This window comes from Cryobacterium levicorallinum (assembly GCF_004402405.1).
Lineage (GTDB): Bacteria > Actinomycetota > Actinomycetes > Actinomycetales > Microbacteriaceae > Cryobacterium > Cryobacterium levicorallinum.
On the sequence record NZ_SOFE01000009.1, the window covers coordinates 1 to 24658 of the forward strand.

Annotated in this window: 23 protein-coding genes and 3 pseudogenes; 14 read left to right on the plus strand and 12 right to left on the minus strand. The window is 61.9% G+C overall.

What is annotated here, in order from left to right; all coding sequences use genetic code 11:
• Positions 1-109: 109 nt before the first annotated feature.
• Both E3O11_RS18055 and E3O11_RS04975 read left to right on the plus strand, forming a co-directional pair.
• Positions 110-544: pseudogene (locus E3O11_RS18055) on the plus strand (IS30 family transposase); the annotation flags it as partial.
• Positions 525-1901 (plus strand): IS30 family transposase, encoded by a 1377-nt coding sequence (locus E3O11_RS04975; RefSeq protein WP_166787490.1) that lies wholly within the window; start codon positions 525-527, stop codon positions 1899-1901. The pseudogene E3O11_RS18055 and the gene E3O11_RS04975, both read left to right, overlap by 20 nt.
• A gap of 7 nt (positions 1902-1908) precedes the next feature.
• Here the strand turns inward: E3O11_RS04975 and E3O11_RS04980 are convergent.
• The 12 genes and pseudogenes from E3O11_RS04980 to mftA all read right to left on the minus strand — a co-directional run.
• Positions 1909-2433: pseudogene (locus tag E3O11_RS04980) on the minus strand (IS3 family transposase); the annotation flags it as partial.
• A 140-nt stretch (positions 2434-2573) separates the two neighbouring features.
• Complete coding sequence (gene mftF / locus E3O11_RS04985; protein ID WP_092453155.1) at positions 2574-3983, minus strand: mycofactocin biosynthesis glycosyltransferase MftF; 1410 nt, start codon at positions 3981-3983, stop codon at positions 2574-2576.
• The gene (mftE, locus tag E3O11_RS04990; RefSeq protein WP_092453152.1) at positions 3980-4738 is read right to left on the minus strand and encodes a mycofactocin biosynthesis peptidyl-dipeptidase MftE; all 759 of its coding nucleotides are present in this window, start codon (positions 4736-4738) and stop codon (positions 3980-3982) included. Before mftE ends, mftF begins: the two co-directional genes overlap by 4 nt.
• Positions 4739-4825: 87 nt before the next feature.
• Positions 4826-6034 carry a pre-mycofactocin synthase MftD gene (gene mftD / locus E3O11_RS04995; protein WP_092453148.1) on the minus strand — a complete coding sequence of 403 codons (1209 nt, stop codon included), beginning with the start codon at positions 6032-6034 and terminating at the stop codon, positions 4826-4828.
• Between the two features lie 27 nt (positions 6035-6061).
• Positions 6062-6946: a vWA domain-containing protein gene (locus tag E3O11_RS05000; protein ID WP_198415550.1), complete on the minus strand. Its 885-nt coding sequence runs from the start codon at positions 6944-6946 to the stop codon at positions 6062-6064.
• Positions 6947-7045: 99 nt separating this feature from the next.
• Positions 7046-7960: an AAA family ATPase gene (locus E3O11_RS05005; RefSeq protein WP_092453142.1), complete on the minus strand. Its 915-nt coding sequence runs from the start codon at positions 7958-7960 to the stop codon at positions 7046-7048.
• A 30-nt stretch (positions 7961-7990) separates the two neighbouring features.
• Positions 7991-8830 (minus strand): mycofactocin-coupled SDR family oxidoreductase, encoded by an 840-nt coding sequence (locus E3O11_RS05010; RefSeq protein WP_092453139.1) that lies wholly within the window; start codon positions 8828-8830, stop codon positions 7991-7993.
• A 63-nt stretch (positions 8831-8893) separates the two neighbouring features.
• Entirely contained in the window at positions 8894-9727 is an 834-nt protein-coding gene (locus E3O11_RS05015; protein ID WP_146812686.1) for a mycofactocin-coupled SDR family oxidoreductase, read from the minus strand.
• Positions 9728-9765: 38 nt separating this feature from the next.
• Positions 9766-10599, minus strand: a complete 834-nt coding sequence (locus E3O11_RS05020) for a mycofactocin-coupled SDR family oxidoreductase (protein WP_092338442.1) — start codon at positions 10597-10599, stop codon at positions 9766-9768.
• 251 nt (positions 10600-10850) lie between these two features.
• Positions 10851-12251: a mycofactocin radical SAM maturase gene (gene mftC / locus E3O11_RS05025; RefSeq protein ID WP_092453133.1), complete on the minus strand. Its 1401-nt coding sequence runs from the start codon at positions 12249-12251 to the stop codon at positions 10851-10853.
• Positions 12248-12523, minus strand: coding sequence for a mycofactocin biosynthesis chaperone MftB (gene mftB, locus E3O11_RS18545; RefSeq protein ID WP_092453130.1), 276 nt, complete (start codon positions 12521-12523; stop codon positions 12248-12250). The genes mftC and mftB overlap by 4 nt, the downstream gene beginning before the upstream one ends.
• A gap of 9 nt (positions 12524-12532) precedes the next feature.
• The gene (mftA, locus tag E3O11_RS05035) at positions 12533-12715 is read right to left on the minus strand and encodes a mycofactocin precursor MftA (RefSeq protein ID WP_092453127.1); all 183 of its coding nucleotides are present in this window, start codon (positions 12713-12715) and stop codon (positions 12533-12535) included.
• A 75-nt stretch (positions 12716-12790) separates the two neighbouring features.
• Here mftA and mftR point away from each other — a divergent pair, with 75 nt between their 5' ends.
• The 12 genes and pseudogenes from mftR to E3O11_RS05090 all read left to right on the plus strand — a co-directional run bounded on the left by mftR (position 12791) and on the right by E3O11_RS05090 (position 24433).
• Positions 12791-13396 (plus strand): mycofactocin system transcriptional regulator, encoded by a 606-nt coding sequence (mftR, locus tag E3O11_RS05040; protein WP_198415551.1) that lies wholly within the window; start codon positions 12791-12793, stop codon positions 13394-13396.
• Positions 13393-15063: a GMC family oxidoreductase N-terminal domain-containing protein gene (locus E3O11_RS05045; RefSeq protein WP_092453121.1), complete on the plus strand. Its 1671-nt coding sequence runs from the start codon at positions 13393-13395 to the stop codon at positions 15061-15063. Before mftR ends, E3O11_RS05045 begins: the two co-directional genes overlap by 4 nt.
• Before the next feature lie 586 nt (positions 15064-15649).
• Positions 15650-16291 (plus strand): ABC transporter permease, encoded by a 642-nt coding sequence (locus tag E3O11_RS05050; protein WP_092453118.1) that lies wholly within the window; start codon positions 15650-15652, stop codon positions 16289-16291.
• Between the two features lie 28 nt (positions 16292-16319).
• Complete coding sequence (locus tag E3O11_RS05055; RefSeq protein ID WP_241994647.1) at positions 16320-17594, plus strand: ATP-binding cassette domain-containing protein; 1275 nt, start codon at positions 16320-16322, stop codon at positions 17592-17594.
• Positions 17591-18427 (plus strand): ABC transporter permease, encoded by an 837-nt coding sequence (locus E3O11_RS05060; RefSeq protein WP_092453112.1) that lies wholly within the window; start codon positions 17591-17593, stop codon positions 18425-18427. Before E3O11_RS05055 ends, E3O11_RS05060 begins: the two co-directional genes overlap by 4 nt.
• Complete coding sequence (locus tag E3O11_RS05065; protein ID WP_092453109.1) at positions 18428-19465, plus strand: glycine betaine ABC transporter substrate-binding protein; 1038 nt, start codon at positions 18428-18430, stop codon at positions 19463-19465.
• A gap of 378 nt (positions 19466-19843) precedes the next feature.
• The gene (locus tag E3O11_RS05070) at positions 19844-20047 is read left to right on the plus strand and encodes a recombinase family protein (RefSeq protein WP_427846453.1); all 204 of its coding nucleotides are present in this window, start codon (positions 19844-19846) and stop codon (positions 20045-20047) included.
• A gap of 51 nt (positions 20048-20098) precedes the next feature.
• A pseudogene (locus E3O11_RS05075) lies at positions 20099-21381 on the plus strand (IS256 family transposase).
• A gap of 445 nt (positions 21382-21826) precedes the next feature.
• Complete coding sequence (locus E3O11_RS17530) at positions 21827-21991, plus strand: hypothetical protein (RefSeq protein ID WP_166787491.1); 165 nt, start codon at positions 21827-21829, stop codon at positions 21989-21991.
• Positions 21992-22159: 168 nt separating this feature from the next.
• On the plus strand, positions 22160-22354 hold the full coding sequence (locus tag E3O11_RS05080) for a hypothetical protein (RefSeq protein WP_134495421.1): 195 nt from the start codon (positions 22160-22162) through the stop codon (positions 22352-22354).
• A 346-nt stretch (positions 22355-22700) separates the two neighbouring features.
• Positions 22701-23816, plus strand: coding sequence for an FUSC family protein (locus E3O11_RS05085; protein ID WP_092453269.1), 1116 nt, complete (start codon positions 22701-22703; stop codon positions 23814-23816).
• A gap of 161 nt (positions 23817-23977) precedes the next feature.
• Positions 23978-24433 carry an SRPBCC family protein gene (locus E3O11_RS05090; RefSeq protein ID WP_092453271.1) on the plus strand — a complete coding sequence of 152 codons (456 nt, stop codon included), beginning with the start codon at positions 23978-23980 and terminating at the stop codon, positions 24431-24433.
• Positions 24434-24658 lie beyond the last annotated feature (225 nt).

Below are 24658 nucleotides of genomic sequence, written 5' to 3' on the forward strand. Positions count from 1 at the left end.
ACCGCCGCCCACGCCCCACCCTCAACCTCGAAACCCCCGCCTACCGCCTCAACCAGCTACTTCTCGAAGCAAAAACCCCCGCGTTGCCCTGACCACTTGACTTTGCCCGATCTTGGGGTCACACTGCCGGTCGGCGATCGCTACCTTGGTGGAGCGTCAGACACGGTTCACGATGCTGGTCCACCTCCCTGGTGACCACAGCGCGATCACGGTTCGCGATTGCCTGTTGGCAGCCATACAGACTCTGCCAGAACGCTTGGCTAAGACGTTGACGTGGGATCAGGGAACCGAGCTGGCCTAGCACCGGCAGATCACGCTGGCCACAAAGATGGCTATCTACTTCTGTGATCCGCATTCGCCGTGGCAGCGGGGCACCAACGAGAACACCAACGGGCTGCTGCGCCAATATTTCCCCAAAGGCACCGACTTATCCGTCCATCCGCCCGAGCGGCTACTGGCGGATTCAACTGGTCGTCGCAACACCCCGATCATGGAGGTATTCGATGGGGCGTCCCGCAGGTTGGATGAAGGAGTTAACGGGTAGGTCCCCGATGAAGTCGCCGGGGGCGCCGTCGCATCGGCGGGAGATTGAGCGAGCGTTCTGGATCGAGATCGCGCGCGGGCTCTCGAGCGAGAATGCGGCAACGGCTGTTGGCGTGTCGCAGGCAGTCGGTGCCCGCTGGTTCCGACATCGTGGTGGTATGTCCCCCTTCACGCTCGCCCCATTGGCTGGTCGCTATCTCTCGTTTGCTGAGCGGGAGGAAATCGCGTTGTTGCGGGTTCAGGGCACGAGTGTGCGTGGTATTGCCCGGTCGATGGGCCGGTCTGCGTCGACGATATCGCGCGAGTTGCGCCGCAACGCTGCCACCCGCGCGGGAAAACTGGAGTATCGGGCCTCTGTTGCGCAGTGGAAGTCAGAACTCGTGGCACAACGCCCGAAAACGGTGAAGCTTCTGGCCAATGACCGGCTGCGCGATTACGTCCAGGACCGCCTCTCGGGGGCAGTCACAGACGCCAACGGTGTCCCCATCTCCGGACCGGCGACCCAAATGTGGAAGGGGCGCAACAAGCCCCACCGCCAAGACCGACGCTGGGCGACGGTGTGGAGTCCGGAACAGATCGCTGGTCGCCTCCGCATCGACTATCCCCACGATCGGTCGATGCGGATCTCCCACGAGGCGATCTACCAGGCACTGTATGTCCAATCCCGGGGCGCACTCACCCGCGATCTCGTCACCAATCTGCGAACAGGGCGGTCGTTGCGGGTCCCGCGCTCCCGGGCGCGGCACCGGCCGGGCGGCCACGTCACCACCGACGTGATGATCGACAAACGGCCTGAGGAAGTCGCTGCACGAGAGGTCCCTGGGCATTGGGAGGGTGACCTCATTATCGGAACGGATGGGTCGGCGATCGGCACTCTCGTGGAGCGCACGACCAAAGTCACAATGCTCATCCACCTGCCGGCGATGGAAGGTTACGGGGTGCAGCGGCGGGTCAAGAATGGCCCAGCGTTGGCTGGGCATGGGGCCGAGGCCACGAGGAAGGCGCTGGTGATCCAAATGGGTGCTCTTCCGTCGGTGATGCGCCGATCATTGACCTGGGATCGAGGCAAGGAACTGGCCCAGCACGTGGAATTCACGCAGGCGACCGGGATTGCCGTCTACTTCGCCGATGCCCACAGCCCCTGGCAACGACCACTAAATGAAAACACGAACGGACTGCTGCGCCAGTACTTCCCCAAAGGCACCGACCTCGCACGGTGGGGCGCTAATGAACTCGACGCCGTTGCTCTAACGCTCAACAACCGACCACGCAAAATCCTTGGCTGGAGAACCCCCGCCGAGGTGTGGGCAGAGCACGTACTATTGACCGAACAGGCCGGTGTTGCTTCGACCAGTTGAATCCGCCGACGCTGCCGCGGTCGGAGTGCCAGATCGCGTCAGGCTCGATCAGGGTCGTCGCAGCGGCGTTGCGGAGGGCGGCGGCGACGAGTTCGGTGCGCATGTGGTCGGCGATGGACCACCCGACGACTTTCTTCGAATAGCAGTCGATGACGGTGGCCAGATAGATGAATCCTTGCCAGGTATGGATGTATGTAATATCGCCGACGAACTTCACTCCGGGACGGTCGGCGGCGAAGTCGCGTTTGACGAGGTCGGGCATGCTCGCCGCCGCCTCGGCATCGGCCTCCGTCGTGATGCGGAAGGGCCGTGGCTGGCAGGCTACGAGGCCGATCTGGCGCATGAGCTGCCACACCAGCTCGGGCGAGCACTCGGTCTGCTCCGCGGCGAGGTCGGCGTGGATTCGGCGGTATCCGTAGGTGCCGTCGGACTCCTCGAAGAAGTGTTGAATGCGGGAGATTAGAGCCTCTCGGCGGGCCGCAGTTGCGGACTGCGGCCGGATTGCCCAGTGGTAGAAACCGGACGTGGACACACCCCACAGAGATACTGGACGTGACCAATCCGCCGTTGTTCAAGCGGCAGTGCGAGGCGGTCGGTATCGGCAGGATCGGGGGGTCGAAAGGGGCCAAGGCTTTCGTCGACGAGTTGCGGCGCTCCGGCGTGATCGAATAGCTAGCGATGTCCGCGGATGTCGGGACGGAGCGCCGCCGTTGAGTGCCCGCGGAGCGCGCCGAGCCAGAGACCTGTCCCGTAGGCGAGGTCGTCGGCTCGGCGTGCGATCCCGAAGCGCACGATGTCGAGTTGCGGTTTTGTGCGTCGGTAGTCGAGGACGACGTCGAGTATGGCGGCGGCGATCGTTGCCCGGCGTACCCGTCGGGAGATGATGCTGCCGAGCACCGCGATTGGCCACCAGTGCCGCGTGAGCAGGGCCATCGTCTGCGAAACCGATGCGGCGACGCCGGTGGCTGTCAGCTCGATACCGATACGCAGCGGATGCTCATGGCGGGATAGCTTGCGCGAGATGCGCACTGCAGCAACGGCCGAAATTCCGAGGGCGAGAGGAACCGACCAGGCCCGCTGGGCGAGCACCGCCACGATGACGCCGACGCTCCAGGGCGCGAGGATCGCCGGGGCGATGTTGCCTGGATGTCGGAGTGCCAGTGCGTGGCCGCCCGTGCCATAGAACGCTTTGCGCTTGGCCCAGTCGGGAAACGTGACTCGGTGTTCATGGGCGCTCGTCGCGGCCGGTTCGTAGCGCACCCTCCAGCCCTGTTCGACGAGTGTCCAAACGAGGTCGACGTCTTCGCCGACTCGCATACCGTCGCTGAACCCGGCGCCGAGGGCTTCGACACGGGCTACGACGAAAGCCGTTGACACCCACGACACCCGCGCGCGAGGCCGTACCGTGGCGGGAGTCGGTCCGAGGTCGAGCGATGACCGTGCGTCCTCGTAACGAGAGATCCAGTTGACTCGGGTCGACAGCTGGAGTCCGATCACTCGCGGGGCGACGAGGGCAACCCTTGGATCAACGAAGTGCCGGAGCAATATTGCTACAGCACCGTCGGTGACGACCATGTCGTTGTCAACGAACACCACATAGGTCGTCTGCACCAATCGCAGCCCCGCATTACGTGCGCCGGCCGGACCCAAATTCTCGGGCAGAGCGATGAAACGGGCTCCCGCTGCGGCGGCGATCTTTTTCACCTCGCTTGGATCGGGCGAAGCATCGTCGACGACGATGACGGATTTGTGTGGCCCAATGCTCGCTAGGAGGCGGTCGAGGGATTGCGGCCGACCGTAGGTTGGAATCACGTAAGTGACGTCGCTCTCATCCGCTGCCGGGAGCGTGTCGAGTACCGGATCGGCCATGCCAATTTCGAGCAGCTTGTCCACGAGGGCACCCGAGCCGGCACGGTCGACGGCCAGCCGGCGCCCGGCGAACATTCTGACGGCGGCCCGGGAGAGATAGATTGCGCGGGTCGGGGAGCCTCCGACCAAGGATCGGCCTTGGTCACGCACTGTGACCGTGCGGTTGAGTTCGACCGTGAAACCGGGTGGGAGCAGAGCAGCGGGCGGCTTCATGCTCGATCTTCCGTGGCGACAGGTGCCGGTACTGTGCACCGGTCGGGGTCGCGGAGGCAACCGCGGGGGTCGATGGACTCGCCGAGGATCCGGCGCTGCACACCGTCGCACATCTCAGCTATGAGGGCAGCACCAGTCGTGGCGGTGGCTCCGGTCGGGTCGCCCAAAATCCCGGTCGGCGACACCGCCCGCACGCCCTCCACCGCGAGCCGGCCAAAAAGCGCAGACATCGGCGTCGTCGCGCCAGGCACAACCGATGCCAGGTCGACCAACTTGGCGTCGAGATGCAGCAGAATCGATGTCTCGGTGATTCCGGCATGGGCATCTCCCCGGGCAACCGTGCAGGGAGCCCAAGCGACAGTGTGACCTTCGCCCCGAAGCAGAGAAACGGATGCGGTGAGCGCAGCAAGGTTTCCACCATGGCCGTTGACGAGCACAATGCGACCAGCCCAGGTCGACAGCGAGCGCACCAGCTCGATCACGACTATCGTGAGCGCTTCGGTGCCGATCGACACGGTTCCCGGAAAATTCTGATGCTCACCACTCGCCCCGTACTGCAGGGCGGGGGCGACGACGACCGAATGCCCCCTGATGGTCAGATCCGTGGCGACTCGCTCTGCCACCGCCGAGGCGATTATGGTGTCGGTGGAGAACGGCAGGTGTGGTCCGTGCTGCTCCGTCGAGCCAAGGGGCACGAGCACGACTGGAGTAGGCGACAGCGCTGGCCAGGTGCTGTACGCCAATTCACCATCCACGTGTACCCCCTCGTTCGACTTCAAGTCTGGCCCCAAAAAGTACCGGGCGCCGCCGCAGTGGCGGTGACACGGTTAATCGTGGCGCGGTCAGTGCCGGGTCGTAGCGTCGACGTTGCTCAGTGTCGCTCCCAGGGTGCGCGAGAACGTCGGCGGGATGTAGAAGTCTGCAGGTGAGAGCTCGTGGATTGAATCATGGCCAAGGCCGAGAACCGCGGAGTCGAGTCCGCCACGCAGAATGTCGAGTACGTTCTCGACTCCGGCCTGGCCGTTCGCGGCGAGGCCCCACAGGTAAGCGCGGCCGATCATGACCGCGCGCGCGCCAAGCGCGAGGGCCTTGGCGACGTCGCTGCCCCGACGGATGCCACCGTCGAGCACAATTTCCACGTCGCCGCCAACGGCTTCGACGACCGACGCGAGCATACGGATCGTCGCCGGTGTTCCGTCGAGGTTGTTGCCGCCGTGATTGGACACGGAAATGGCCATTACACCCGCGTCGACGGCTCGGTGGGCGTCGTCAATGCGGGTGACGCCCTTGAGCATGAAGGGGCCTCCCCAGGTTTCGCGCATCCAGGCGACGTCCTCCCAGGAGGGTGGTGGCGTCTGCATCCACTCGTAGTAGGCGCCGAAGAATGTTGGTGCAGTGCCTCCGGGAGGAGTGAGATTGGGAGCGGTGAGGTCGGGGATATGTCCGGACTTCGCGAAGCGTAGGAGCCATTGTGGGTGGGGGAGCACGTTCGGCGCGAAGTTGATCATTGTCTTCAGGCTCATCTTCTCTGGTATCTGCGGGCTGCCCCAGTCGCGGCCGTTGGAGAAGGACCAATCGAGGGTGGCGATGAGTCCCTTGGCGCCGGCGGACCGGGCCCGGTCCATTCGCTGCACCATCGATTCCCGCGAGCCTGACCAGTACATTTGGAAGAACGTGTTGGGGTTGGCAGCGATCACGTCTTCAACGGGCTTGCTCGCGAACGAGCTCAGGCCCATGATGGTGCCGCGATTTGCGGATGCTCGGGCAACGGCAACTTCACCGTCGGGGTGCACGGCCTGCACACCTGTGGGAGAGATGATGACCGGCAAAGAAATGGGTATGCCCATCACGGTTGTCGTGAGGTCGCGCACTGCCTGGTGCCCGGCGACATGTGGGGAGAACCCCAATTCACCAAACGCTGCCATATTATCGTCAATGGTCAACCCACGCTCAGACCCCGCAACGAGAGCGCCGTACACCGACGAGGGAAGCGCGCTCTTGGCTCGTCGCTGTGCCTCGGCAACGGTTTCGAACCACGCATTTTTCGCCATGGGAATTCCTGCTTTCTAGTTGTCGGTTTAGGTTCTAAAGAGTCGGCCGAGAGCCGGAGCAACATCGCGGTGAGTGCGCACAAGATGGGCGGTCCCATGTCCGGAAGTCGCGAGCTGCCGGCCGAGTTCGATGTCTTTCTCACCGCTCACGTCGATGAGCACGTCGAGTCGCCCCAGTCGCGCCGCGTTCTCCCGCGGGTCCGGACCTGCGTTGTGCACGCAGTCCGACAATAGGATCACGCGTGCCTCCCGGGTTGGTACCTGCGCCAGCTGACGCGCCGCGAGTTCGAGTGGGAAGGCGATGTTCGTGAGTCCGCGGGCGGGCATCTGCAAGATGGAATCGAGCAGATCCATCGGCTTCACCTCTCGGCCGAGACTGAGCAGGATGGCCGCGTCTGACCAGAATGCGATGACGGCCAGGGAATCGTGTTGGAGTTCACCCGCGAGGGCACCGACCGTCGCGGCGGCGGTCTGCACTCGCTCGCCCTTCATTGATCCGGACACATCGACGAGCAGCACCACCGACCGGCGGGTGCGAATGCGCTCCCGCACGATGATGTCTTCGTCTTCTGGAATTGGGTGTTCGGCGAGTATCTCGATTGTGCGGTCGAGGTCGATTTCGTCCGATCCGGCTCGATAGGGCAGACTCGCGAGTTTGCCCGAACCTCGGTGCGCCAGCGAGTCTGTTCTTGGTCGAGGGATAGCCAGCCTCGCAGCTATCTGTCGGGCTCGCTCGCGCACGGTGGGATCGATACCGACTGCATCGGCGCCGCCGAGCACTATTTCACCAATTTCGTCGGTGTTTCCCGCTTCAGTGGTCCCCGGGGACGATTTGGGCGCGGGACCGCGCCCAATGGCCTGCGCGCGCAACACCATGCCTGCGCTCCCCGCGCCGCCGGGCTCAAAGACCACCGGATCCTCCGTGAGCTGCTTCGGCTTGCGACCCAACGCTGCTCTGGCCCGTTTCTGGCGGTCCGGCCTCGAAATGGGTGTATCCGCGTCGACCTCCCTTCAACCTGGCTCTGCAATAGCCGGTTCCAGAATGAAATGATCTTCCCAGATCTCGCGAAGCACACGCTCGGGCGAGCTCTCCGCGGCCTCGTCCAGATGAATGCGACCGGACAGGGTCACAGTCATGGCGTCATAGACGAGTTCGCGGTACGCATCATCCAGTGGTGAAGTCAGGTGCCGAAGCAGTGCGAGTTGCAGCGCGACGAGGACACAGTCAATCGCGCCGCGCACGCTGCTTCCTTGGCGCACATCCGGGTGACGCCGCGTTGCCCGGGTGACGGATACCGCATCGATAACGAGGTGATTGGCGAGATCACCGTCGGCCTGGGTGCGAAGCGTGACGATTCCGCGTTCGGCCGGCTCATCCTGATAGCCGATCGTGAGTCGGTTCAAGCGGTCGTGCACGCTCGTCGACAACCGCGTCGTGCCAACGTTGTCATAGGGGTTCATCGACGCAACTACTCGGAAGGTCGGCGTCGCGACGATGGTGCCGACCCGGGGCACGGCGATGGCGCGGTCAGCCATCGCGGTGAGCAGTGTGTTGAGGGTGTCTTCCGGTGCCCGGTTGAACTCCTCTATATAGAGGAACCCGCCGCGTTGCATCGCTTCGATGAGGGGCCCGGCCACGAAGTTGTCGGAGCTATAGTCCTCCCGCAGCACCCGCGCGGGATTGTGGTGACCAACGAGTTTGGCTGGGGTGAGGTCGGCATTGCCCTCGACGAAGAGCAAGGGGATACCCCATTCTTCGGTGATGGCTTTCAGTATGGTGGTTTTGCTAGTCCCCGGTGGCCCCTCGAGCAGGATGTCGCGGTTGGCTGCGACGGCCGCGAGCGTGAGTTCAATCTCACGCTCCCGGCCGACGAGGTGTGCTGCTACCCGTTTCTGGGTGTCGACGATGGTGCTGGTGGGTGCCACGTGTTCTCCTTCATCTGGCACAGGGCTGGTTTACTTGATGGATGCTCCGCCGTCGACTGGTATCTGGCCTCCGCTGACGTAGTATGACTGGTCGGAGGCGAGCCAGGCGACCGCGTTCGACACGTGGATTGGCTCGATCCAAGCCTTGCCCATAGGGTTCAACCCGGCGAATGCGGGTTCGGCATCCTCGGCCTGAGGATCGTCAAGGTCTGGGCGGAACAGCTTGTAGGTGTTGCTGTTCTTCACCATCTTCGTGTCGATCGAGTTCGGGTGGATCGTATTGACCCGAATTCCGTGAGGACCGAGTTCATTGGCGAGCACCTTCATCAGCCCGACGATGCCGTGCTTGGTAGTCGTATAGGCGGCGACATTGGCGAGTCCCTTGAATCCGGCCAGTGAGGAGATAATAATGACCGATCCACCAGCACCGGATGCGATCAAATGGTCGGCAGCCGCCTTGTAGGTGTGCCATACCCCGGTCAGGTTAATGTCCATAAGGTCTTTCCAGGACTGCTCTTCGATCTTCTGGGTGTCCGATCCGAAGGTGAAAATTCCCGCGTTGGCGACGATGATGTCGAGCCGTCCCAATTCTGCGACGCCCTCGTCCACGGCCTTGGTCAGCGCGTCGATATCGCGCACGTCCGCCTGTTTCGCCACGATACGCCGATCGAGAGCCTCGACCTGCCGCACAGTCTCCGCCAGGTCTTCGGCCGTTGCTGGCTCATAGAATGTGGTGACGCTGTCGACACCTTCGCAGAGGTCGATCGCGATAATATCGGCGCCCTCCTTCGCCAGGCGAATGGCGTGGCTTCTGCCCTGCCCTCTGGCTGCGCCGGTGATGAAGGCGACTTTGCCGTCAAGGTTTCCCATATCTGTCTCTTTTCTTTCGTAGATTGCGGGGCGGTGCTCAGTGCATCGCCCCGCGTCGATTGGTTACTTGCCGAGGTTGCCCGCGTCCACGGGGAGGGTGACTCCGGTGATGAACCTCGCCTCGTCGGAGGCTAGGAACAATACCGCGTTGCTGATGTCGACCGATTCCACCCAAGAGACTGGCAGGGCGTTGAGACTTTTAAAAGCCTCGACCGCCGATTCCTGGGTAGGGTTCGGATTAGCCGGATCGAACAACCCCCAAACGTCTTCGTTCTGGATCATGATCGTGTTGACCGTTGTGGGATGCACCGAGTTCACTCGAATTGAGTATTGAGCGAACTCGTTGGCAAGCGTCCGCATGATGCCGACGACCCCATGCTTGGCCGCTGTGTAGTGGACGGTGTTAGCGAGTCCTTTGAGCCCCGCAGTCGAACTGGTAAGAATGATCGACCCGCCTCGTCCGCCTTCGATGAGATGCGGTAGGGCCGCCTTGCAGGTGTTCCAGACGCCAGTCAGATTAATGTCGATGGTTTCCTGCCATGCGGCATCGTCAAGCTCGAGCGCCGGGGACATCTGAAAGATTCCCGCGTTGGCCGACACGATATCGAGCCGTCCGAGCTGAGCGACTCCATCGTCCATCACCGCTTTTAGCGCTGCTGAGTCACGTACATCGGCCTGTGTAGCGATGATGCGGCGATCCAATGCTTCCACCTGACGCACGGTCTCGGCCAGATCCTCTGCGGTGGCCATTGGGTATGCATGCACCGACCCGACCGGACCGACGATGTCGACCGCAATGATGTCCGCGCCCTCCTGGGCCAGTCGCAGCGCATGACTGCGCCCCTGACTTCTAGCGGCACCGGTGATGAACGCTACCTTGCCTTCTACTCTTCCCATGATCTTCTTCTCCTCGTCGAGTTGTGAAACGAATATTCTTACTTGATGCTGCCGCCCGCGTCGACAGGCAGGGTAACGCCGGTGATGTATCTAGCCTCGTCGGAGGCCAGGAACAGTAACGCATTGGAAATATCAATTGCTTCCAGCCACGGAATCGGCAGCGCCTGCATAGCAACCGATGCAGTCTTGAAGTCTTCGCGGGTGGGGTTCTTCAGGTCAGGGCGGAATAGCTTGTAGATTGCCTCGTTCTGGATCATGTCGGTGTTAACCTGCGTCGGATGGATACTGTTCACACGGATCATGTGTGGTGCCAGTTCAAGGGCCAGCGTTCGCATGAGTCCCACGACACCGTGCTTAGCTGCGGTGTAGTGAGCAAGGTTCTGATAAACCATCAAAGCGGCGTTGGAACTGGTCAGGATGATGGATCCACCGCGCCCGCCCGCCTTGATGTGCGGGATTGCTGCTTTTGTGGTGCGCCAGACACCGGACAGGTTCACGTTGATCATGTCGGTCCAGATCTCCTCCGATAGCTCCTCGGTGGGTGCCATGTCGGTTACGATGCCGGCGTTGGCCGACACGATGTCGAGGCGTCCGAGCTGCGCGACACCCTCATCCACTGCGGATTTCAGGGCGTCAAAATCGCGCACATCCGCCTTAGTAGCGATGATGCGACGATCGAGTGCCTCGACCTGACGAACGGTCTCGGCCAGATCTTCTTCCGTGGCCCCGGCATAGGGCGCTCCGGGAATGTCCTCACAGACATCGATCGCGATGATATCTGCGCCTTCTTGTGCCAGTCGGATAGCGTGACTACGCCCCTGGCCTCTGGCTGCACCGGTGATGAATGCGACTTTGCCTTCTACTCTTCCCATGGTTTCCTCCTCATTTTGATGTTCAGGTTCTAAACAGTCGACTGAAACCGACACGGCATCGCAGCGGCGCGGCATCCGATCAAAAGGTGTATTTTGCGGCTGCGTCGTGCTGCACCTCACGGCTCAGAACCCCACGTTCGCCGAAGCAGTCGCGCGTTCCGATCCTTGATAAAGCATTTTTTCGTTGAAGACCACCGACTCTCTGTCGCAAGGGCACCGGGCGTTTGTTAAGTCTCTCTGGGTTGTGAACTCTAACTACAGCCGCACGTTCCTTCTCCGCAGCTCTCCCCGGCGCAGCTGGATTGCGTAGTTGCGAGCAGGTTCATCCCGGCCAGTGGGCTCTCGTCACAAGCTCCTGCCGGTGGTTGTTCGGGCGTGAACCCGACGAGGGGACTGACTTCGCAGTCGCTGGCGTTCACTGGAACCATCCCGGCGCGACGGCTCAGTGTGAGCTGTACCGGGCCCATTCCTTCGCGTCCGGCTCGGGTAGTGCGGTGGGAGTGGTCGACGATTGACGATTTTGGAAGCTCCACCGCTTTGCCCTTGCGGTTCTTTAGCAACTCTTCGCCGTAGCCCTGGACGCATTCCGGGTCGGGACCATCCAGCGGTAATCCAGTGAAGAATTTGGCGGCCATGCAGCCGCCCTTGCAAGTGTCGAAAAACGCGCATGAGGTGCACGCTCCACCCGACTGCGGTTCGCGCAGTTTGAGAAAGAGTTCCGAGTGCTGCCAGACCTCTTGGAAGCCGCCCTCTGAACGCACATTGCCGGCGAGGAACTCTTCGTGAATGGCGAAGGGGCACGCGTAGACGTCCCCGACGGGGTCTATGAGGCAGACAACACGACCTGCGCCGCACAGGTTAAGGCCGGGCAGTGCGTCTCCAAAAGCAGAGAGATGGAAGAACGAGTCTCCGGTGAGCACACCATCTCCGTGTGCGACGAGCCAGTCGTAGAGTTCGCGCTGCTGCGTTTGGGTCGGGTGCAGTTCGTCCCAGACGTCCGCTCCACGACCAGAGGGGCGCAGGCGGGTGAGCCGCAATTGAGCGTCAAACTTGTCGGCGATGGCCTTGAAATCGTCGAGCTGGCTGATGTTCTGGCTCGTACAGACGACCGAGATCTTGAATCCCTTGAAGCCTGCTTCATACATGTTCTGCATGGCTTTCATAGCCGTGGCGTAGGAGCCGGGGCCGCGCACATGATCGTTGACTTCCGCTGTTGCGCCGTCGAGCGAGATCTGCACGTCGACGTAATCGCTTCTGACGAGACGCTGGGCAATGTCCGGGGAGATTTTCACTCCGTTGGTGGAGAATTTGACTCCGACGTGGTGCTCTGATGCGTAGTCGACGAGTTCCCAGAAATCGGGACGCACAGTCGGCTCGCCGCCGCCGATGTTGACGTAGAAGACCTGCATCCGCTCGAACTCGTCGATGACTGCCTTCGCTTCTGCCGTCGTCAGCTCGCGAGGATCGCGGCGCCCAGAACTCGAGAGGCAGTGAACACAGGACAGATTGCAGGCGTAGGTCAGTTCCCAGGTGAGACAGATGGGGGCGTCAAGGCCGTATTCGAAGAGATCGACGAGACGCTCGGTCTTTCGGGGAGTATCTTTCGGGGCGAGAACGAACGGGGACGTTCGGGGTGCATCGAGGAGCGTCATGAGGTCCTTTCAACGACCATGGAGGATTTCGCGAGGGTGCCGAGAGCACGCTGATAGCGGGGCAGATCACTCTCAGCGATGCCCGCGGCCGTGCACGCTGCACGGGCAGAAGGTACGTCGGCGAGAGTCCTCACGACGGCGAGAAGCGTCGTATCTTTTAGGAATGAGAGCTGGCGGGTACCGAAATGGTAGAGCAGCGCACCGAACGGCTCCGGGCGAACAGATACTTGGGGATGGAGATCCCATCCACGGTCAAGATCCAGGCCTGGCATGTCAGCGATTTAGTAGACGCCGCACATGCCGTCGATCGAGATCTCCTCGACCAGGGTGTCGGATTCGAGATCGGACCCCGCGGATTGTTCAGGGCCGGTGGTTGCGGATTCGGTGGGGCTGGTTTTTTTTGCGGAAACCATGCGGTTCTCCTTGCGATAGAAATCGACATCGGTGGCGAAAGTCTCATGCATGCACCAGACTAGTGGCACTCAGTGCCGAAAGTATAGGGATGAGAACAAATGAATGAGTGTTCTGTGGCACCGCGAATGGGCCGACAGCCACTGACGACCCGCGCCGCCCTGAGCCACGTAGCACTTCGGCTTTTTCTCGAGCGTGGTTTCGACCAGACGACCGTCGACGACATTGCCACCGCCGCCGGAATCGGGCGTCGAACCCTGTTTCGCTACTTTCCCTCCAAGAACGACCTGCCCTGGGGTGACTTTGACGCTGAACTCGCGCGTATGCGCGCGTTCCTCGCTGCTACGGACACGACCGTGTCTCTCGTCGATGCGCTCGCCCGGGCGGTCGTCGAATTCAATCGATTTCCGTCAGAAGAAGTCCCCTTTCATCGCGAGCGGATGAACCTGTTGCTGAACGTTCCTGCGCTCGTGGCGCACTCCACACTGCGATATGCCGAGTGGCGCTTTGTGGTGTCGGATTTCGCGGCTGGCCGCTTGGGAGTCGCTGTTGACGCGATCGAACCGACGGTGATCGGCTGGGTATTCCTCGGTGCATCGCTCGCCGCGTACGAGCAGTGGCTCAGAACTGACGGCTCCAACCTCATTGAGCTGCTCGAGTCGGCCTTGCTCCTGCTTAAGGAGGGTTTCACGTCGGGTGAATTACCAACAGTTGAACCCGGAGGGCGGGCATGAACCCACGGGTGCCGGTGTCGGACTTGACGAATGTGAACTATGACGTGATCGTGGTCGGTGCTGGCGCGGCCGGAGCCCCACTCGCAGCCCGACTGAGTGAAGATCCCGAGAGGCGGGTGCTGCTCCTTGAGGCAGGACCGGTGCCGCGGTCCGCCGCCGGATTCCCGCCCGAGTTACTCGATGCTGGAACCGTGCAGGGAGCAATGCCGGGACATCCGCAGAATTGGTCGTTCACGGGCAATCTCACACCGAAACTGCCCTACTCAATCGCGCGCGGCCGGATCCTCGGCGGATCTTCGACGATCAACGGCGCATATTTCATTCGCGCCAGAAAGGCCGACTTCGATTCCTGGTCGGTCGGGGCACCCGAATGGGCTTGGGAGAAGGTCTTGCCCGTTTATCGCCGGATTGAAACCGACTTGCAATATGGCGAGACTGCCGTTCACGGTGGTTCGGGGCCGATGGTCGTCGGTCGGCCCCCGCAGGACCATCCGGTGACCGTCGCTTTTCGCGCGGCGGCCGCAGAACTGGGCTTCGCCGACGAACCTGACAAGAACGACCAGGGCATGCCGGGACACGGACCGCTCCCGATGAACACGCTCGACGGCGTGCGTCAGAACACCGGGATCGCCTACCTGAATCCGGTGCGGCACCGCAGAAACCTCACGGTGTGGGGTGACAGCTACGTGCGCCGTGTATTGTTCGAGGGAACGCGAGCTATCGGTGTTGAGGTCGCGCGGGGCGGCGGGATCGTTCAGGTGCGAGGCCGAGAGATTGTGCTCTCGGCAGGCGCGATCAAGTCACCTCACCTGCTGCTGGTCTCAGGGGTGGGCCCCCGGGAGCAGCTGGAACAATTCAACATTCCAGTCGTGCGCGACTTGCTTGGGGTCGGGGCGAATTTCAGTGATCACCCGGATATCGCCGTGCTGTGGCAGCCGCGCCGACAGATCGTTGACTACCGCACGTCGCAGTCGATGGCGGCGTGCCTGAACTTCACGGCGACCGGTTCTGCCGGTTCGGGAGATTTAGAGATTCTTCCGATGCTTAAACCGATGGGGTATTTGTTGACCGGCAGCGCACGCGGCATCATGGTCGGGGTACGCGCCGCAGCGAGGCGTCCGCTTCGATCACTTCGGGCGATGCGCGGGGTGTCGATGCGGCGTTTCGCGAACCAGATCGCCTATCGGGGGGACCTCGCGCTGCTCGTCGCCGTTCAGTCAGAGACTTCGCGTGGACGTATCAGCCTTGAGTCGGACGACCCAGACGTGCAACCGCGCATCGACTACAACTACCTTTCGACCGAATGCGACCTTGAACGCATGCGCGAAGTTGTGCGGGTTGCGGTAGGGTTGCTGCGAACAGATGCCTACAAACACCTGTTTAAGCGATTGACCGAACTGACCGACACTGTGCTCGAGAGCGATGAACTGCTCGATGATTGGCTGCGCTCCCACCTCGGCACCGCTATCCACTTGTGCGGCAGTGCACGGTTTGGGCCAGCAGATGATCCGGGGGCCGTCGTCGATCAATACGGGCGTGTGCACGGTGTCGAGGGGTTGCGTGTCGCCGACACCTCGATCCTGCCGACCACGCCCGTGCGCGGACCGGCCGCGACCGCCGTTCTCGTCGGGGAGCGCATGGCCGACTTTATTCGCCGCGGAATGTAAGGCGGACCCCTTACCTCCTATACCCCGATGATTATCGCTCGGAGGACGATTCTAACGCCGGTAGAAGGGAACAAGCCCTGCACAGGATCTAGCGCCCACAATCAACGCCCCTGCGCGTCCGCTCTCTTGGTCAATGCTTGTGCTATCGCATCGAAGTCGGGCCGGAATGAGCGTCAGACTCCTCGGGAACTAAAGGCAGAACGGCAGAACGAGAGAAGCGCAAGCATGCACCAAGCGACCAAGCGACCAAGCGGCTGTCACGAAGGTCGGATCCTGATCGAGCCGCTGTGCGGCGCGGTGTCGGCAGCCATGACACACCGATCGAGACTTCGTCCACACCTCACAAACGGGAGTGTTGCGACGACCGGTTGAGTTCGCCGTCCTCATTCGCGGGGGGATCGGCGCACGTGATCGAACCGTGACGTCGCGCTGCGCCCAGAGGGGAGTGCGGCCGTGCAAGACTGGAGGTTCACCTTCGCCTACGGCTCTCCGCCTGCGTCCCCATCTAGTTCCGCATCGGCGCCTCCAGTTGCGCCCGTGCCGGTGGCGGTGAATCGATGTGTGATCGAAGCGAAGAGGTTTTGATGTGTGGGATTTTCTAGGGGCTCAGTATGAGCAGATCCTGTTCAGCAGCTGGCAGCACTTCAGCCTCGTCGTACAGTGCCTGATCTTGGCGACAGTTATCGCCGTCGTGCTGGCCGCCGCCGTCTATCGCAGTTCCGCGCTCACCGGGATCGCCAACTCGGTGTCGGCCATTGGCTTGACTATTCCATCGTTTGCTTTCATCGGGCTGCTCATTGCGCCGCTCGGCTTCGGCGTCACTCCGGCCGTCATTGTCGTGGCGTTCTTCGCTACGCTGCCTATTCTGCGCAATGCGGTCGTGGGCCTGTCGGGTATTGCGCCGTCGATCGTGGAATCCGCCCGCGGCCTCGGCATGAGCCGATTTCGCACGCTCCTGCAGGTGGAACTGCCAATGGCGTGGCCGATCATCCTCACAGGCATTCGGGTATCCGCGCAAATGGTCATGGGAATCGCCGCGATCGCCGCATATTCCCTCGGCCCAGGCCTGGGCGGATTCATCTTCTCCGGTCTGTCCCGCCTCGGCGGTGCCAACTCCCTCAAGTCGGTGCTGACGGGCGTCATCGGCGTTGTCGTGCTCGCCCTCATTCTTGATCTTCTTCTCGTCGGCCTCGGCCGCCTGACCACACCCCGAGGTATCCGTGTCTGAACTCACTGCATCCACCAGCACCGAATCCATCAGCACCGAAGATTCCCCGACCGGCATCACCGGTGCGAATATCCTGCTGGACCACGTCACCAAGCGTTTCCCCGGGCAGGCGCGCCCCGCCGTCGACGGTCTGACCATGGAGATCCCAGCCGGCAAGATTGTCATGCTCGTCGGCCCCTCAGGCTGCGGCAAGACCACCACCTTGAAAATGATCAACCGACTCATCGAACCGACCGAAGGCCGTATCGTCGTCGACGGTGACGACGTCACCAATATGAACGGCGATACCCTGCGCCGAGGCATCGGCTACGTCATCCAGGCCGGAGGGCTCTTTCCCCACATGACCGTGGCCACCAACATCGGCCTCGTACCGAAAATGCTCGGCTGGGACAAAGCCCGCATCGCGGCCCGCGTCGACGAACTCCTCGAGCTCGTCTCCCTCGACCCGGCGCTCTACCGAAACCGATACCCCAAGGAACTATCCGGCGGTCAGCAGCAACGCGTCGGCGTGGCGCGCGCCCTCGCAGCCGACCCGCCCGTGCTACTCATGGACGAGCCCTTCGGCGCCGTCGACCCGATCACCCGCCTACGCCTGCAGGACGAACTGCTCAACATCCAGGAAGAACTGCAGAAGACCATCGTCTGCGTCACCCACGACTTCGACGAAGCCGTCAAGCTCGGCGACTGGATCGCCATCTTCAACGAGGGCGCCCAGCTCGAACAATACGACACCCCGGAACGCATCCTCGGTGACCCGGCCAACGAATTCGTCGAAAACTTCATCGGGTCCGGCGCCGGCCTCAAACAGCTCACACTCACCCGGGTGGCAGAGGTCGGGTTCGGCGACGCCGTCGTGGGAAACCCCGGCGAACAGGCAGCGGATGTCCTGGCCCGCCTCATCGACGCCGGCCACGGCCACGCGGTCATCGTCGATGAACGTCACCGTCCCATCCAGTGGCTCTCCCGCCGCAAACTCGGCCGCCTCAACGTCATCAGCAACGTTCCCGACCCAAAACTCCCCGTCGTCGGCTACCGTGCCACGCTCAACGACGCACTCGACACGATGCTCGTCTCCAGCGCCGGAGCTGCGCTCGTCACCGGCCGCCGCGACATGTTCAAGGGCGTCATCGACGTACAAACCGTCATGGACGCCATCACCCGGTCACAAACCGCTGCCGTACTCGAATCGGACCAGGCACCCGTCGGACTAAACACCGGCGTGTTCCAAGCACAGGAGCCTGCCGCCGACGCCGACCTGAGCGAGACCAATAGCAACGGCACCGACGCGCGGGCCAGCCAATGAGCACCCGCACCCTGAAAGCAGAAGCCGGCATCGCCGGCGGCGACTCCGCCGTCGAAACGCCTGGCGACCCGGCCGCGCCAGCCGTGCCGGTCAGTCAGGCTCGCGCAGTGTGGCAATCCTGGCGGGGACTGGTCTACCAGCTGGCCGGTATCCTGCTCGCGTTCTTCGCGCTCGTCATCTGGCTACTGACGGCCAACCTGTCGCCGATCGAACTGACCACCCTCGCCCCGGACGCGCTCTGGGTTTACACCGTGGAGCACATCCAGCTCACCCTCCTCGCCGCGGTAATCGTATTGGTCATCGCGATTCCATTGGGAATCGCCCTGACCCGCCGGCCCCTGCGGTTTCTGACCGCTCCGGTGCTCGCCATCGCCAACGTCGGGCAAGCCGCCCCCGCAATCGGCGTCGTCGTGCTGCTCGCGTTCTGGGTTGGCTTCGGCTTCTGGGCGGCGACGCTGAGCCTCGTGCTTTACGCGGTGCTCCCGGTGCTGCGAAACACCATGGTTGGCCTCCAGCAGGTCGACGCCCGCCTCATCGAAGCCGGACGAGGCATGGGCATGAGCTCCACAGCGGTGCTCTTTCGGGTGGAGCTCCCCCTCGCCGTACCAGTCATGCTGTCGGGCGTGCGTACCGCCCTCGTTCTACTAGTCGGCACCGCAGCCCTAGCCACATTCGTCAACGGCGGCGGACTCGGCATCCTCATCACCACCGGCGTCAACCTCAGCCTCACCCCCGTGCTCGTCACCGGAGCGCTGCTCGTGGCGCTGCTCGCCCTCCTCATCGACTGGGTCGGCCGTGTCGTAGAACACGTCGCCCGCCCGAAGGGACTCTAGATGTACCGAACCTCTTCCCAAACCCGTCCTCGCGCCCACCGCGGGCCCCTCGGCCGCTGGGGCCTCGCCACGGGTATCCTCGCCCTGTCCGCCGTCGCCTTGACCGGCTGCGGACTGCAGCCGGCGACCTCATACGTTCCCGCGGTCGGACCTGGGTCGATCACCCCGCTCGACGGCGCCGACGGCGTCAACCTCACAGTCACGTCCAAGAACTTCACCGAGCAGCTCCTGCTCGGCAAAATCGCCGTCCTCGCCGGGACCGCCGCAGGATTCGACGTCACAGACCTCAGTAACGTGCCCGGCAGCCAGCCGGCCCGCGAGCTACTTCTCTCTGGCCAGGCCGACGTGCTCTGGGATTACACCGGAACCGCATGGTTGACCTACCTCGGCCAGGCTGAAGTGATCACTGACCAGGACGAAATGTGGCAAGCCGTATACGACCTCGACATCAAAAACGGTGTCACCTGGGGCGCGCCAGCACCGATGAACAACACCTACGCCCTCGCCGTGCGCAGTGAGTCAGTCGCCAACCTCGGCAACATCACGGCCATGTCCGAACTTGCCGCGTTGCCGGTCGCGGATCGCACCTTCTGCATCGAAGCCGAATTCAACTCCCGGCCGGACGGGTTGAACCCCATGCTCGCCCACTACGGACTGGAACGTGGCACCGCCCACGGCGTGCCCGACAGTAACATCGGCATCTATGACACCGGCGCCATCTACAGCGCAACCGACAACGGCGCCTGCAACTTCGGCGAAGTCTTCACGACCGACGGTCGCCTCGACGCGCTCGACCTCACCGTCTTGACCGACGACCGCGCGTTCTTCCCGGCATACAACGTGGCACCGATCTTCTTCACCGAAACAATCAAGGCCCACCCCGGCCTGGAAAAGATCTTCGCCGAGATATCACCGAATCTCACCGACGAGGTTCTGCGCGGCATGAACCGTCAAGTTGACGTCGACGGCGACGAACCCGCCAATGTGGCCTACGCCTGGATGATCGACGAAGGTTTCATCACCGACCCAGCCAGCTAACCAGACACGGGCGACGGATGCAGCGAACAGCACGATCGTCCGGGCCAACATCACAGAAGCGGGCCAGGCGTGCAGGTGCTCTAGTAGCTCATCATCGAACCCAGTGCGGCCAGCTTCGATGTCCCGGAGTGCCGACCCGACGCGGTGATAAGTAAGCCGACAGCGATGATGATACGACGAACAGGCTCGTGGCGTGGGTCACGCCGTCCAACCAAACAGAAACGACCCGCGTGCGTGCTCCGACGAGGCAGCACACGCGGTACACGAGCGCCGCGACGACACACTCACCCCGCTGCGGGCCGACCTGAACCAGTCACGCACGAGTGAACGCGAGCAGCGCACCCGTTCCGACCGCGCCGATTCACCCTTGTGAACGTCATGGGAGCTTTCGCTGAGTTCGAGCGTGCCTTGATCCGTGAACGCCAACGCGAGGGCATGACCCTGGCCAAGAAGCGCGCGGCCGTACCCCGTCACTGGACACGGCCCGTGCGGCAGAGCTGCGCGAGAAGGCTGCCGCCGGCGTACCGAAATCTGTTCTTGCTCGAGAGTTTGGGATCAGCCGGGAAAGGGACTGTCTCTTAAACGGTGTTGCCGGCCTGACGCGCTGGACGTGGGTCTGGCGGGAAAGGTGCCGTGATGACGACACTTGATGCTGTGACGAAGAAGACGAAAAATGAGCCCACCCGTGAGGCGTTGGCGGCGAAGGAATGGGTGCGCCTGGCCAAGGAGCAGGGCCTGGCTCTGGACGGTCCTGATGGGCTGCTGGGCCAGTTCACGAAAACGTTCCTGGAGACGGCTCTGAACGAGGAAATGACTGAGCATCTTGGTCATGAGAAGAACCGTGCCCCGGACGAGCGTGACGAATCCAACGTGCGCAACGGGACTCGGCCCAAAACGGTGATCAGCCCCTCGACGGGGCCGGTGACCATCCAGGTGCCTCGTGACCGGGACGCCACGTTCACTCCGGTGATCGTGCCGAAACGACAACGCCGTTTGACCGGGGTCGATGAGATTGTGCTGTCGTTGTATGCCCGCGGCCTCACGACCGGGGAGATCAGCGCGCACTTCAACCAGATCTACGGTGCGCAGGTCTCCAAAGAGACGATCTCTCGCATCACGGACAAGGTGATCGAGGAGATGCAAACGTGGCAGTCCCGCCCCTTGAACGGCGGGCAGTTTCTAGGGGTCGACGCGATCGTCGTGAAGATTCGGGACGGGCAGGTCGCCAACCGGCCCATCTACGCGGCCATCGGCGTGACCCTGGACGGCGAGAAAGACATTCTCGGGTTGTGGGCCGGCACTGGCGGTGAGGGCGCTAAGTTCTGGATGTCTGTGCTGACGGACATCAAAAATCGTGGTGTGACCGACACGTTCTTCCTGGTCTGTGACGGTTTGAAAGGGCTGCCCGAAGTTGTCGGGAACGTGTGGCCGTTGACACGGTGCAGACGTGCATCATTCACCTCATTCGGAACACGTTCAAGCTGTCCTCGAAGAAGGATTGGGATGCGATGAAACGAGCGGTGAAACCGATCTACACCGCTCCAACCGTCGACGCCGCACGGGCAGCGCTGGATGATCTAACCGAGATCTGGGGAAAGAAATACGGTGCGATCATCCGGTTATGGGAATCGGCATGGGAAGAGTTCACCCCGTTCCTGTCCTACGACCCCGAGATCCGCCAGGTGATCTGCTCCACGAATGCGATCGAGTCACTCAATGCCCGGTACCGGCGGGCGGTGCGTGCTCGAGGGCATTTCCCCACCGAGCAGGCCGCTCTAAAATGCTTGTATCTGGTCACGCGAAGTCTCGATCCCACCGGTGAGGGCCGAGCTCGTTGGACGATGAGGTGGAAGCCAGCTCTCAACGCCTTCGCCATCACCTTCCACGACCGCTGGCCGAACGCAGAAACCTACTAATGAAAAACGCCGGAAACACCGTCAACGAGACACACCCGGCCCGTCGGGAATACCCCTCGTTTGGTTTCTAATGGCCGTCAGTGGGCAGTTTCTTGGGGCTTTCGGATCTAATATGGCGGCGCTGCTGGGAAGATTCTGTTCTTTGGTGTCTTGTGTTGGCTACAGACACGATGTGCCCGAACTGGGGTCCTGCTGTTCCTTGTGGGCTGCATATTGTTGATAGGAGGCATTGGCTCTCAAGGAGCTGTATGAATAAAGTGATCGTGACATTACGACGCCGATTTGTGAAATTGCCGGTTTTCGTTCTCGTCAGCGTGAATGAGCGCGGTCAGCTACCCGCCGTCCTCGTGGATCCGGTGGATTGCGCAGGTCGAGTCATTCACGGTCTGTGGCTGGGCGACAGTGTCGACGACGGGCCTGACGGCACGACGTACTGCAGAGTGAAATGGGTGAGGTGCAGGCGCTGACCAGTAGTGAATCGACCGCAATGCTCAAAGCCACAGGCACCAACATCAGCGCTACGACGTTCGAAGCTGTTGAGCTCGAAGCTGAATTCGATGGGCGCACAGTCTGTTCCGCCGAGCGTCTGCCGCGCCTGAAACTGTCATGACAGCGAAACCCCCCGATCCCCCTGCTTTCTTCCGAGATCCTCACACTGGTATTTGGCAGGATATTCGATAGCTTCCCTGCCGATAGAAGTCAGGCAGGGAAGCTATCGACGTTTGCTGGTGACGGCGAAATGTGCTCCGCGGGCATCGTCACCGATGCCGGCGACGTCATGCTCAGCATTAGCGACATCGAATGCGGAGAAAACCTGCTTGTCATCGCCTCCACCTACAACGAAGCATTATCTGACCCAGACGATGACAAGCTCAGCGGCGGTGCTGTGTTCACAAAATGGCTTGGGTGTGTGATGGTGGCCGCAGCTCACCGGTCAGCGTTGGCAGGCTCCATGAATACCTGCATGAGCTGACAGATGCCAACAACACCGCAAGCCAGATCACAGACAGCTCCGTGTCACAGGATGGAGGCTGGCCGGCGCCACACGAATGCCGCGCATGAACCAAGTGAGAACTCAGCCCTGTTGTGGACAACAAAAAACACCAGGGAAGGAGATGCGCGACGGCGGCAGCGTCTGAACGGTCGGACACGGCGTGAACGAAAGTGGACATCCCCTCCGAAAATTCCACAGCTCCGTACCGGTCTGCTGCGGGAACGTTTTTCTTGTCGGATGTTTCCCAGCGCCTCGCCAGCCTCCGCGCTTAACCTGCGGGGCGAGCGGATCCCAACTCTCCGTTGCCGCAGAAGAGACTTAGACGATGCCGAGAACGATTTTCCCGGGGAACGCATCACGGCTGGCGTTGGTCCGTCGTCTTCAACCTCCGCGATTCCTCCAGGTCACCAAGATCGCTGTTGCTGTGGCGATTGCCTGGACGCTGTCCCCTTTCCTCCCTGGAGACGCTCAGGAATTGCGGTACTACGCGCCGCTGGGCGCACTTTTGAGCATGCACCCCACGCTTATGCGTTCGCTCCGCAGCGCTTTACAAACCCTCGCTGGGCTGGCCGTCGGAATCGCCCTCGCTGGGGCCGTGCTTCTCCTGAGCGAGCCCAGCGTGTGGACGATTTCGCTGGTTATCGGCCTTGGCTCTCTTATCGGAGGAATGCGATGGCTTGGTGTGGGCGGAGAACAAGTACCGCTGACTGCTCTTTTCGTTCTCATCATCGGCGGTCCGGAAGCCGATGATTACTCGGTCGGTTATCTCGCCCAAGTCTGTCTGGGAATAGTGGTGGGGCTTTTGGTCAACCTGCTAATTTTGCCGCCGCTCACCATCGGCACGGCTGTCGAGCGGTTGACCAGTTTTCGAGGCACCCTCGCCACACACCTCAGCGATATCGGCGTGGCCTTGGTCGAGAGTTGGCCTCCGGAGCGTGAACTCTGGGCGACCAGGGGTAACGCACTCACCGACGCGGCCCGAGACGTCCGGTCGGCTGTGCAACACGCCGACGAGAGTCGTAAGGGTAACCCTCGCGCTCGTTTCAACCGCAGAAATCTTGTTGTTGACTATGAGGACCTCGCGGCCCTGGAGAACGTCACCTTCCACGTGCGCAACCTGACAGAGGTTTTTGCGGGCATGATCTGGGGTAAACCGATTCCCCTTGAGCTGCCGCCCGAACTGCGGCCGGTTCTTAGCGATGCCCTGCACGCGGTCGCGGAAACCTTGCGTGCCACGGACGACGGCCCGCGTGATAGCGCACCCTTTGATGCCGCCGTAGCGGCAGTCGAGGCGATTCTGCACGGCATGCAAGAGTTGGGTGTCGGGGCGACATCGCTCAGCCCGACGGCCGCGATCGTCATCGATCTGAAGCGCATTTTGGTCGCGCTTCGCCCGGGGACCGAGAGGGATTCTAAAGAGTCTCCCTCGACCGTCGTTTAGCCCGTCCCATCGCATGTTCACGCTGCTGAGGTTCCGCGCACGGGTACCTTCTCGTTCCTGCGAGTTTTTCCTTACCCGGGTTGACCTTGGATAACCCTTCGGTACGGTGAATGGGGTTGCAGAAACTCTTTCATCCGTTGAATTCGCATTAGGAGGTCATCATGCCCAACGCCATCGAGACTGTCGACGTCAACGTTCCCGTTACCGTCGCGTACAACCAGTGGACAAAATTCGAGGAGTTTCCAAAGTTTTTGAGTTTTGTTGAATCCATCATGCAAGTAACCGACACTCTCACAGAGTGGAAGGTTAAAATTGGCGGCGTGGAGCGCACGTTTGAGGCTCGGATAACTGAGCAGCACCCCGACGAGCGTGTTGCCTGGAACAGTACCGGCGGCCAGGTCGACCACGCGGGAGTTGTCACGTTCCATAAGTTGGCTGCGAACGAGACGCGTGTGACGGTTCAGCTTGATTGGGAAGCGACAGGGTTGCTTGAGAAGGCTGGGGCCGCTCTCGGTATCGACGACCACGCCATTAAGAAAGACCTCACGAACTTTAAGGAGTTCATCGAGGCGAAGGGAACCGACGATGTCGGATGGCGCGGAGATGTGCAGGCCTGACGCTGGGAAGACCAACCTACGACTCGTGATCGTCCGCACACCGCACACCGGAGTTTGGCCACTTGGGATGACACGACGCTTGAAGCGCTTGGCAAGGTATCTTGCAGAGCGGGGTCATGGCCTGCCGCGGGTATTTCGGACAGCGGAATTAGTGGATTCTTCTACGCTGCCAATGCTGGCTGTTGATAACCGTAGTGGACTTCATTCGGCCGGCGGTAACCGAGC

What these genes read in the sequence shown, in the direction of transcription:
- E3O11_RS04975 (WP_166787490.1), top strand. Translation starts at nt 525, where the DNA reads ATGAAGGAGTTAACGGGTAGGTCCCCGATGAAGTCGCCGGGGGCGCCG.
- mftF (WP_092453155.1), bottom strand. Translation starts at nt 3,983, where the DNA reads ATGAAGCCGCCCGCTGCTCTGCTCCCACCCGGTTTCACGGTCGAACTC.
- mftD (WP_092453148.1), bottom strand. Translation starts at nt 6,034, where the DNA reads ATGGCGAAAAATGCGTGGTTCGAAACCGTTGCCGAGGCACAGCGACGA.
- E3O11_RS05010 (WP_092453139.1), bottom strand. Translation starts at nt 8,830, where the DNA reads ATGGGAAACCTTGACGGCAAAGTCGCCTTCATCACCGGCGCAGCCAGA.
- E3O11_RS05015 (WP_146812686.1), bottom strand. Translation starts at nt 9,727, where the DNA reads ATGGGAAGAGTAGAAGGCAAGGTAGCGTTCATCACCGGTGCCGCTAGA.
- E3O11_RS05020 (WP_092338442.1), bottom strand. Translation starts at nt 10,599, where the DNA reads ATGGGAAGAGTAGAAGGCAAAGTCGCATTCATCACCGGTGCAGCCAGA.
- mftC (WP_092453133.1), bottom strand. Translation starts at nt 12,251, where the DNA reads ATGACGCTCCTCGATGCACCCCGAACGTCCCCGTTCGTTCTCGCCCCG.
- mftB (WP_092453130.1), bottom strand. Translation starts at nt 12,523, where the DNA reads ATGCCAGGCCTGGATCTTGACCGTGGATGGGATCTCCATCCCCAAGTA.
- mftA (WP_092453127.1), bottom strand. Translation starts at nt 12,715, where the DNA reads ATGCATGAGACTTTCGCCACCGATGTCGATTTCTATCGCAAGGAGAAC.
- mftR (WP_198415551.1), top strand. Translation starts at nt 12,791, where the DNA reads ATGGGCCGACAGCCACTGACGACCCGCGCCGCCCTGAGCCACGTAGCA.
- E3O11_RS05045 (WP_092453121.1), top strand. Translation starts at nt 13,393, where the DNA reads ATGAACCCACGGGTGCCGGTGTCGGACTTGACGAATGTGAACTATGAC.
- E3O11_RS05060 (WP_092453112.1), top strand. Translation starts at nt 17,591, where the DNA reads ATGAGCACCCGCACCCTGAAAGCAGAAGCCGGCATCGCCGGCGGCGAC.
- E3O11_RS05065 (WP_092453109.1), top strand. Translation starts at nt 18,428, where the DNA reads ATGTACCGAACCTCTTCCCAAACCCGTCCTCGCGCCCACCGCGGGCCC.
- E3O11_RS05070 (WP_427846453.1), top strand. Translation starts at nt 19,844, where the DNA reads ATGGGAGCTTTCGCTGAGTTCGAGCGTGCCTTGATCCGTGAACGCCAA.
- E3O11_RS17530 (WP_166787491.1), top strand. Translation starts at nt 21,827, where the DNA reads ATGGGTGAGGTGCAGGCGCTGACCAGTAGTGAATCGACCGCAATGCTC.
- E3O11_RS05080 (WP_134495421.1), top strand. Translation starts at nt 22,160, where the DNA reads ATGCTCAGCATTAGCGACATCGAATGCGGAGAAAACCTGCTTGTCATC.
- E3O11_RS05085 (WP_092453269.1), top strand. Translation starts at nt 22,701, where the DNA reads ATGCCGAGAACGATTTTCCCGGGGAACGCATCACGGCTGGCGTTGGTC.
- E3O11_RS05090 (WP_092453271.1), top strand. Translation starts at nt 23,978, where the DNA reads ATGCCCAACGCCATCGAGACTGTCGACGTCAACGTTCCCGTTACCGTC.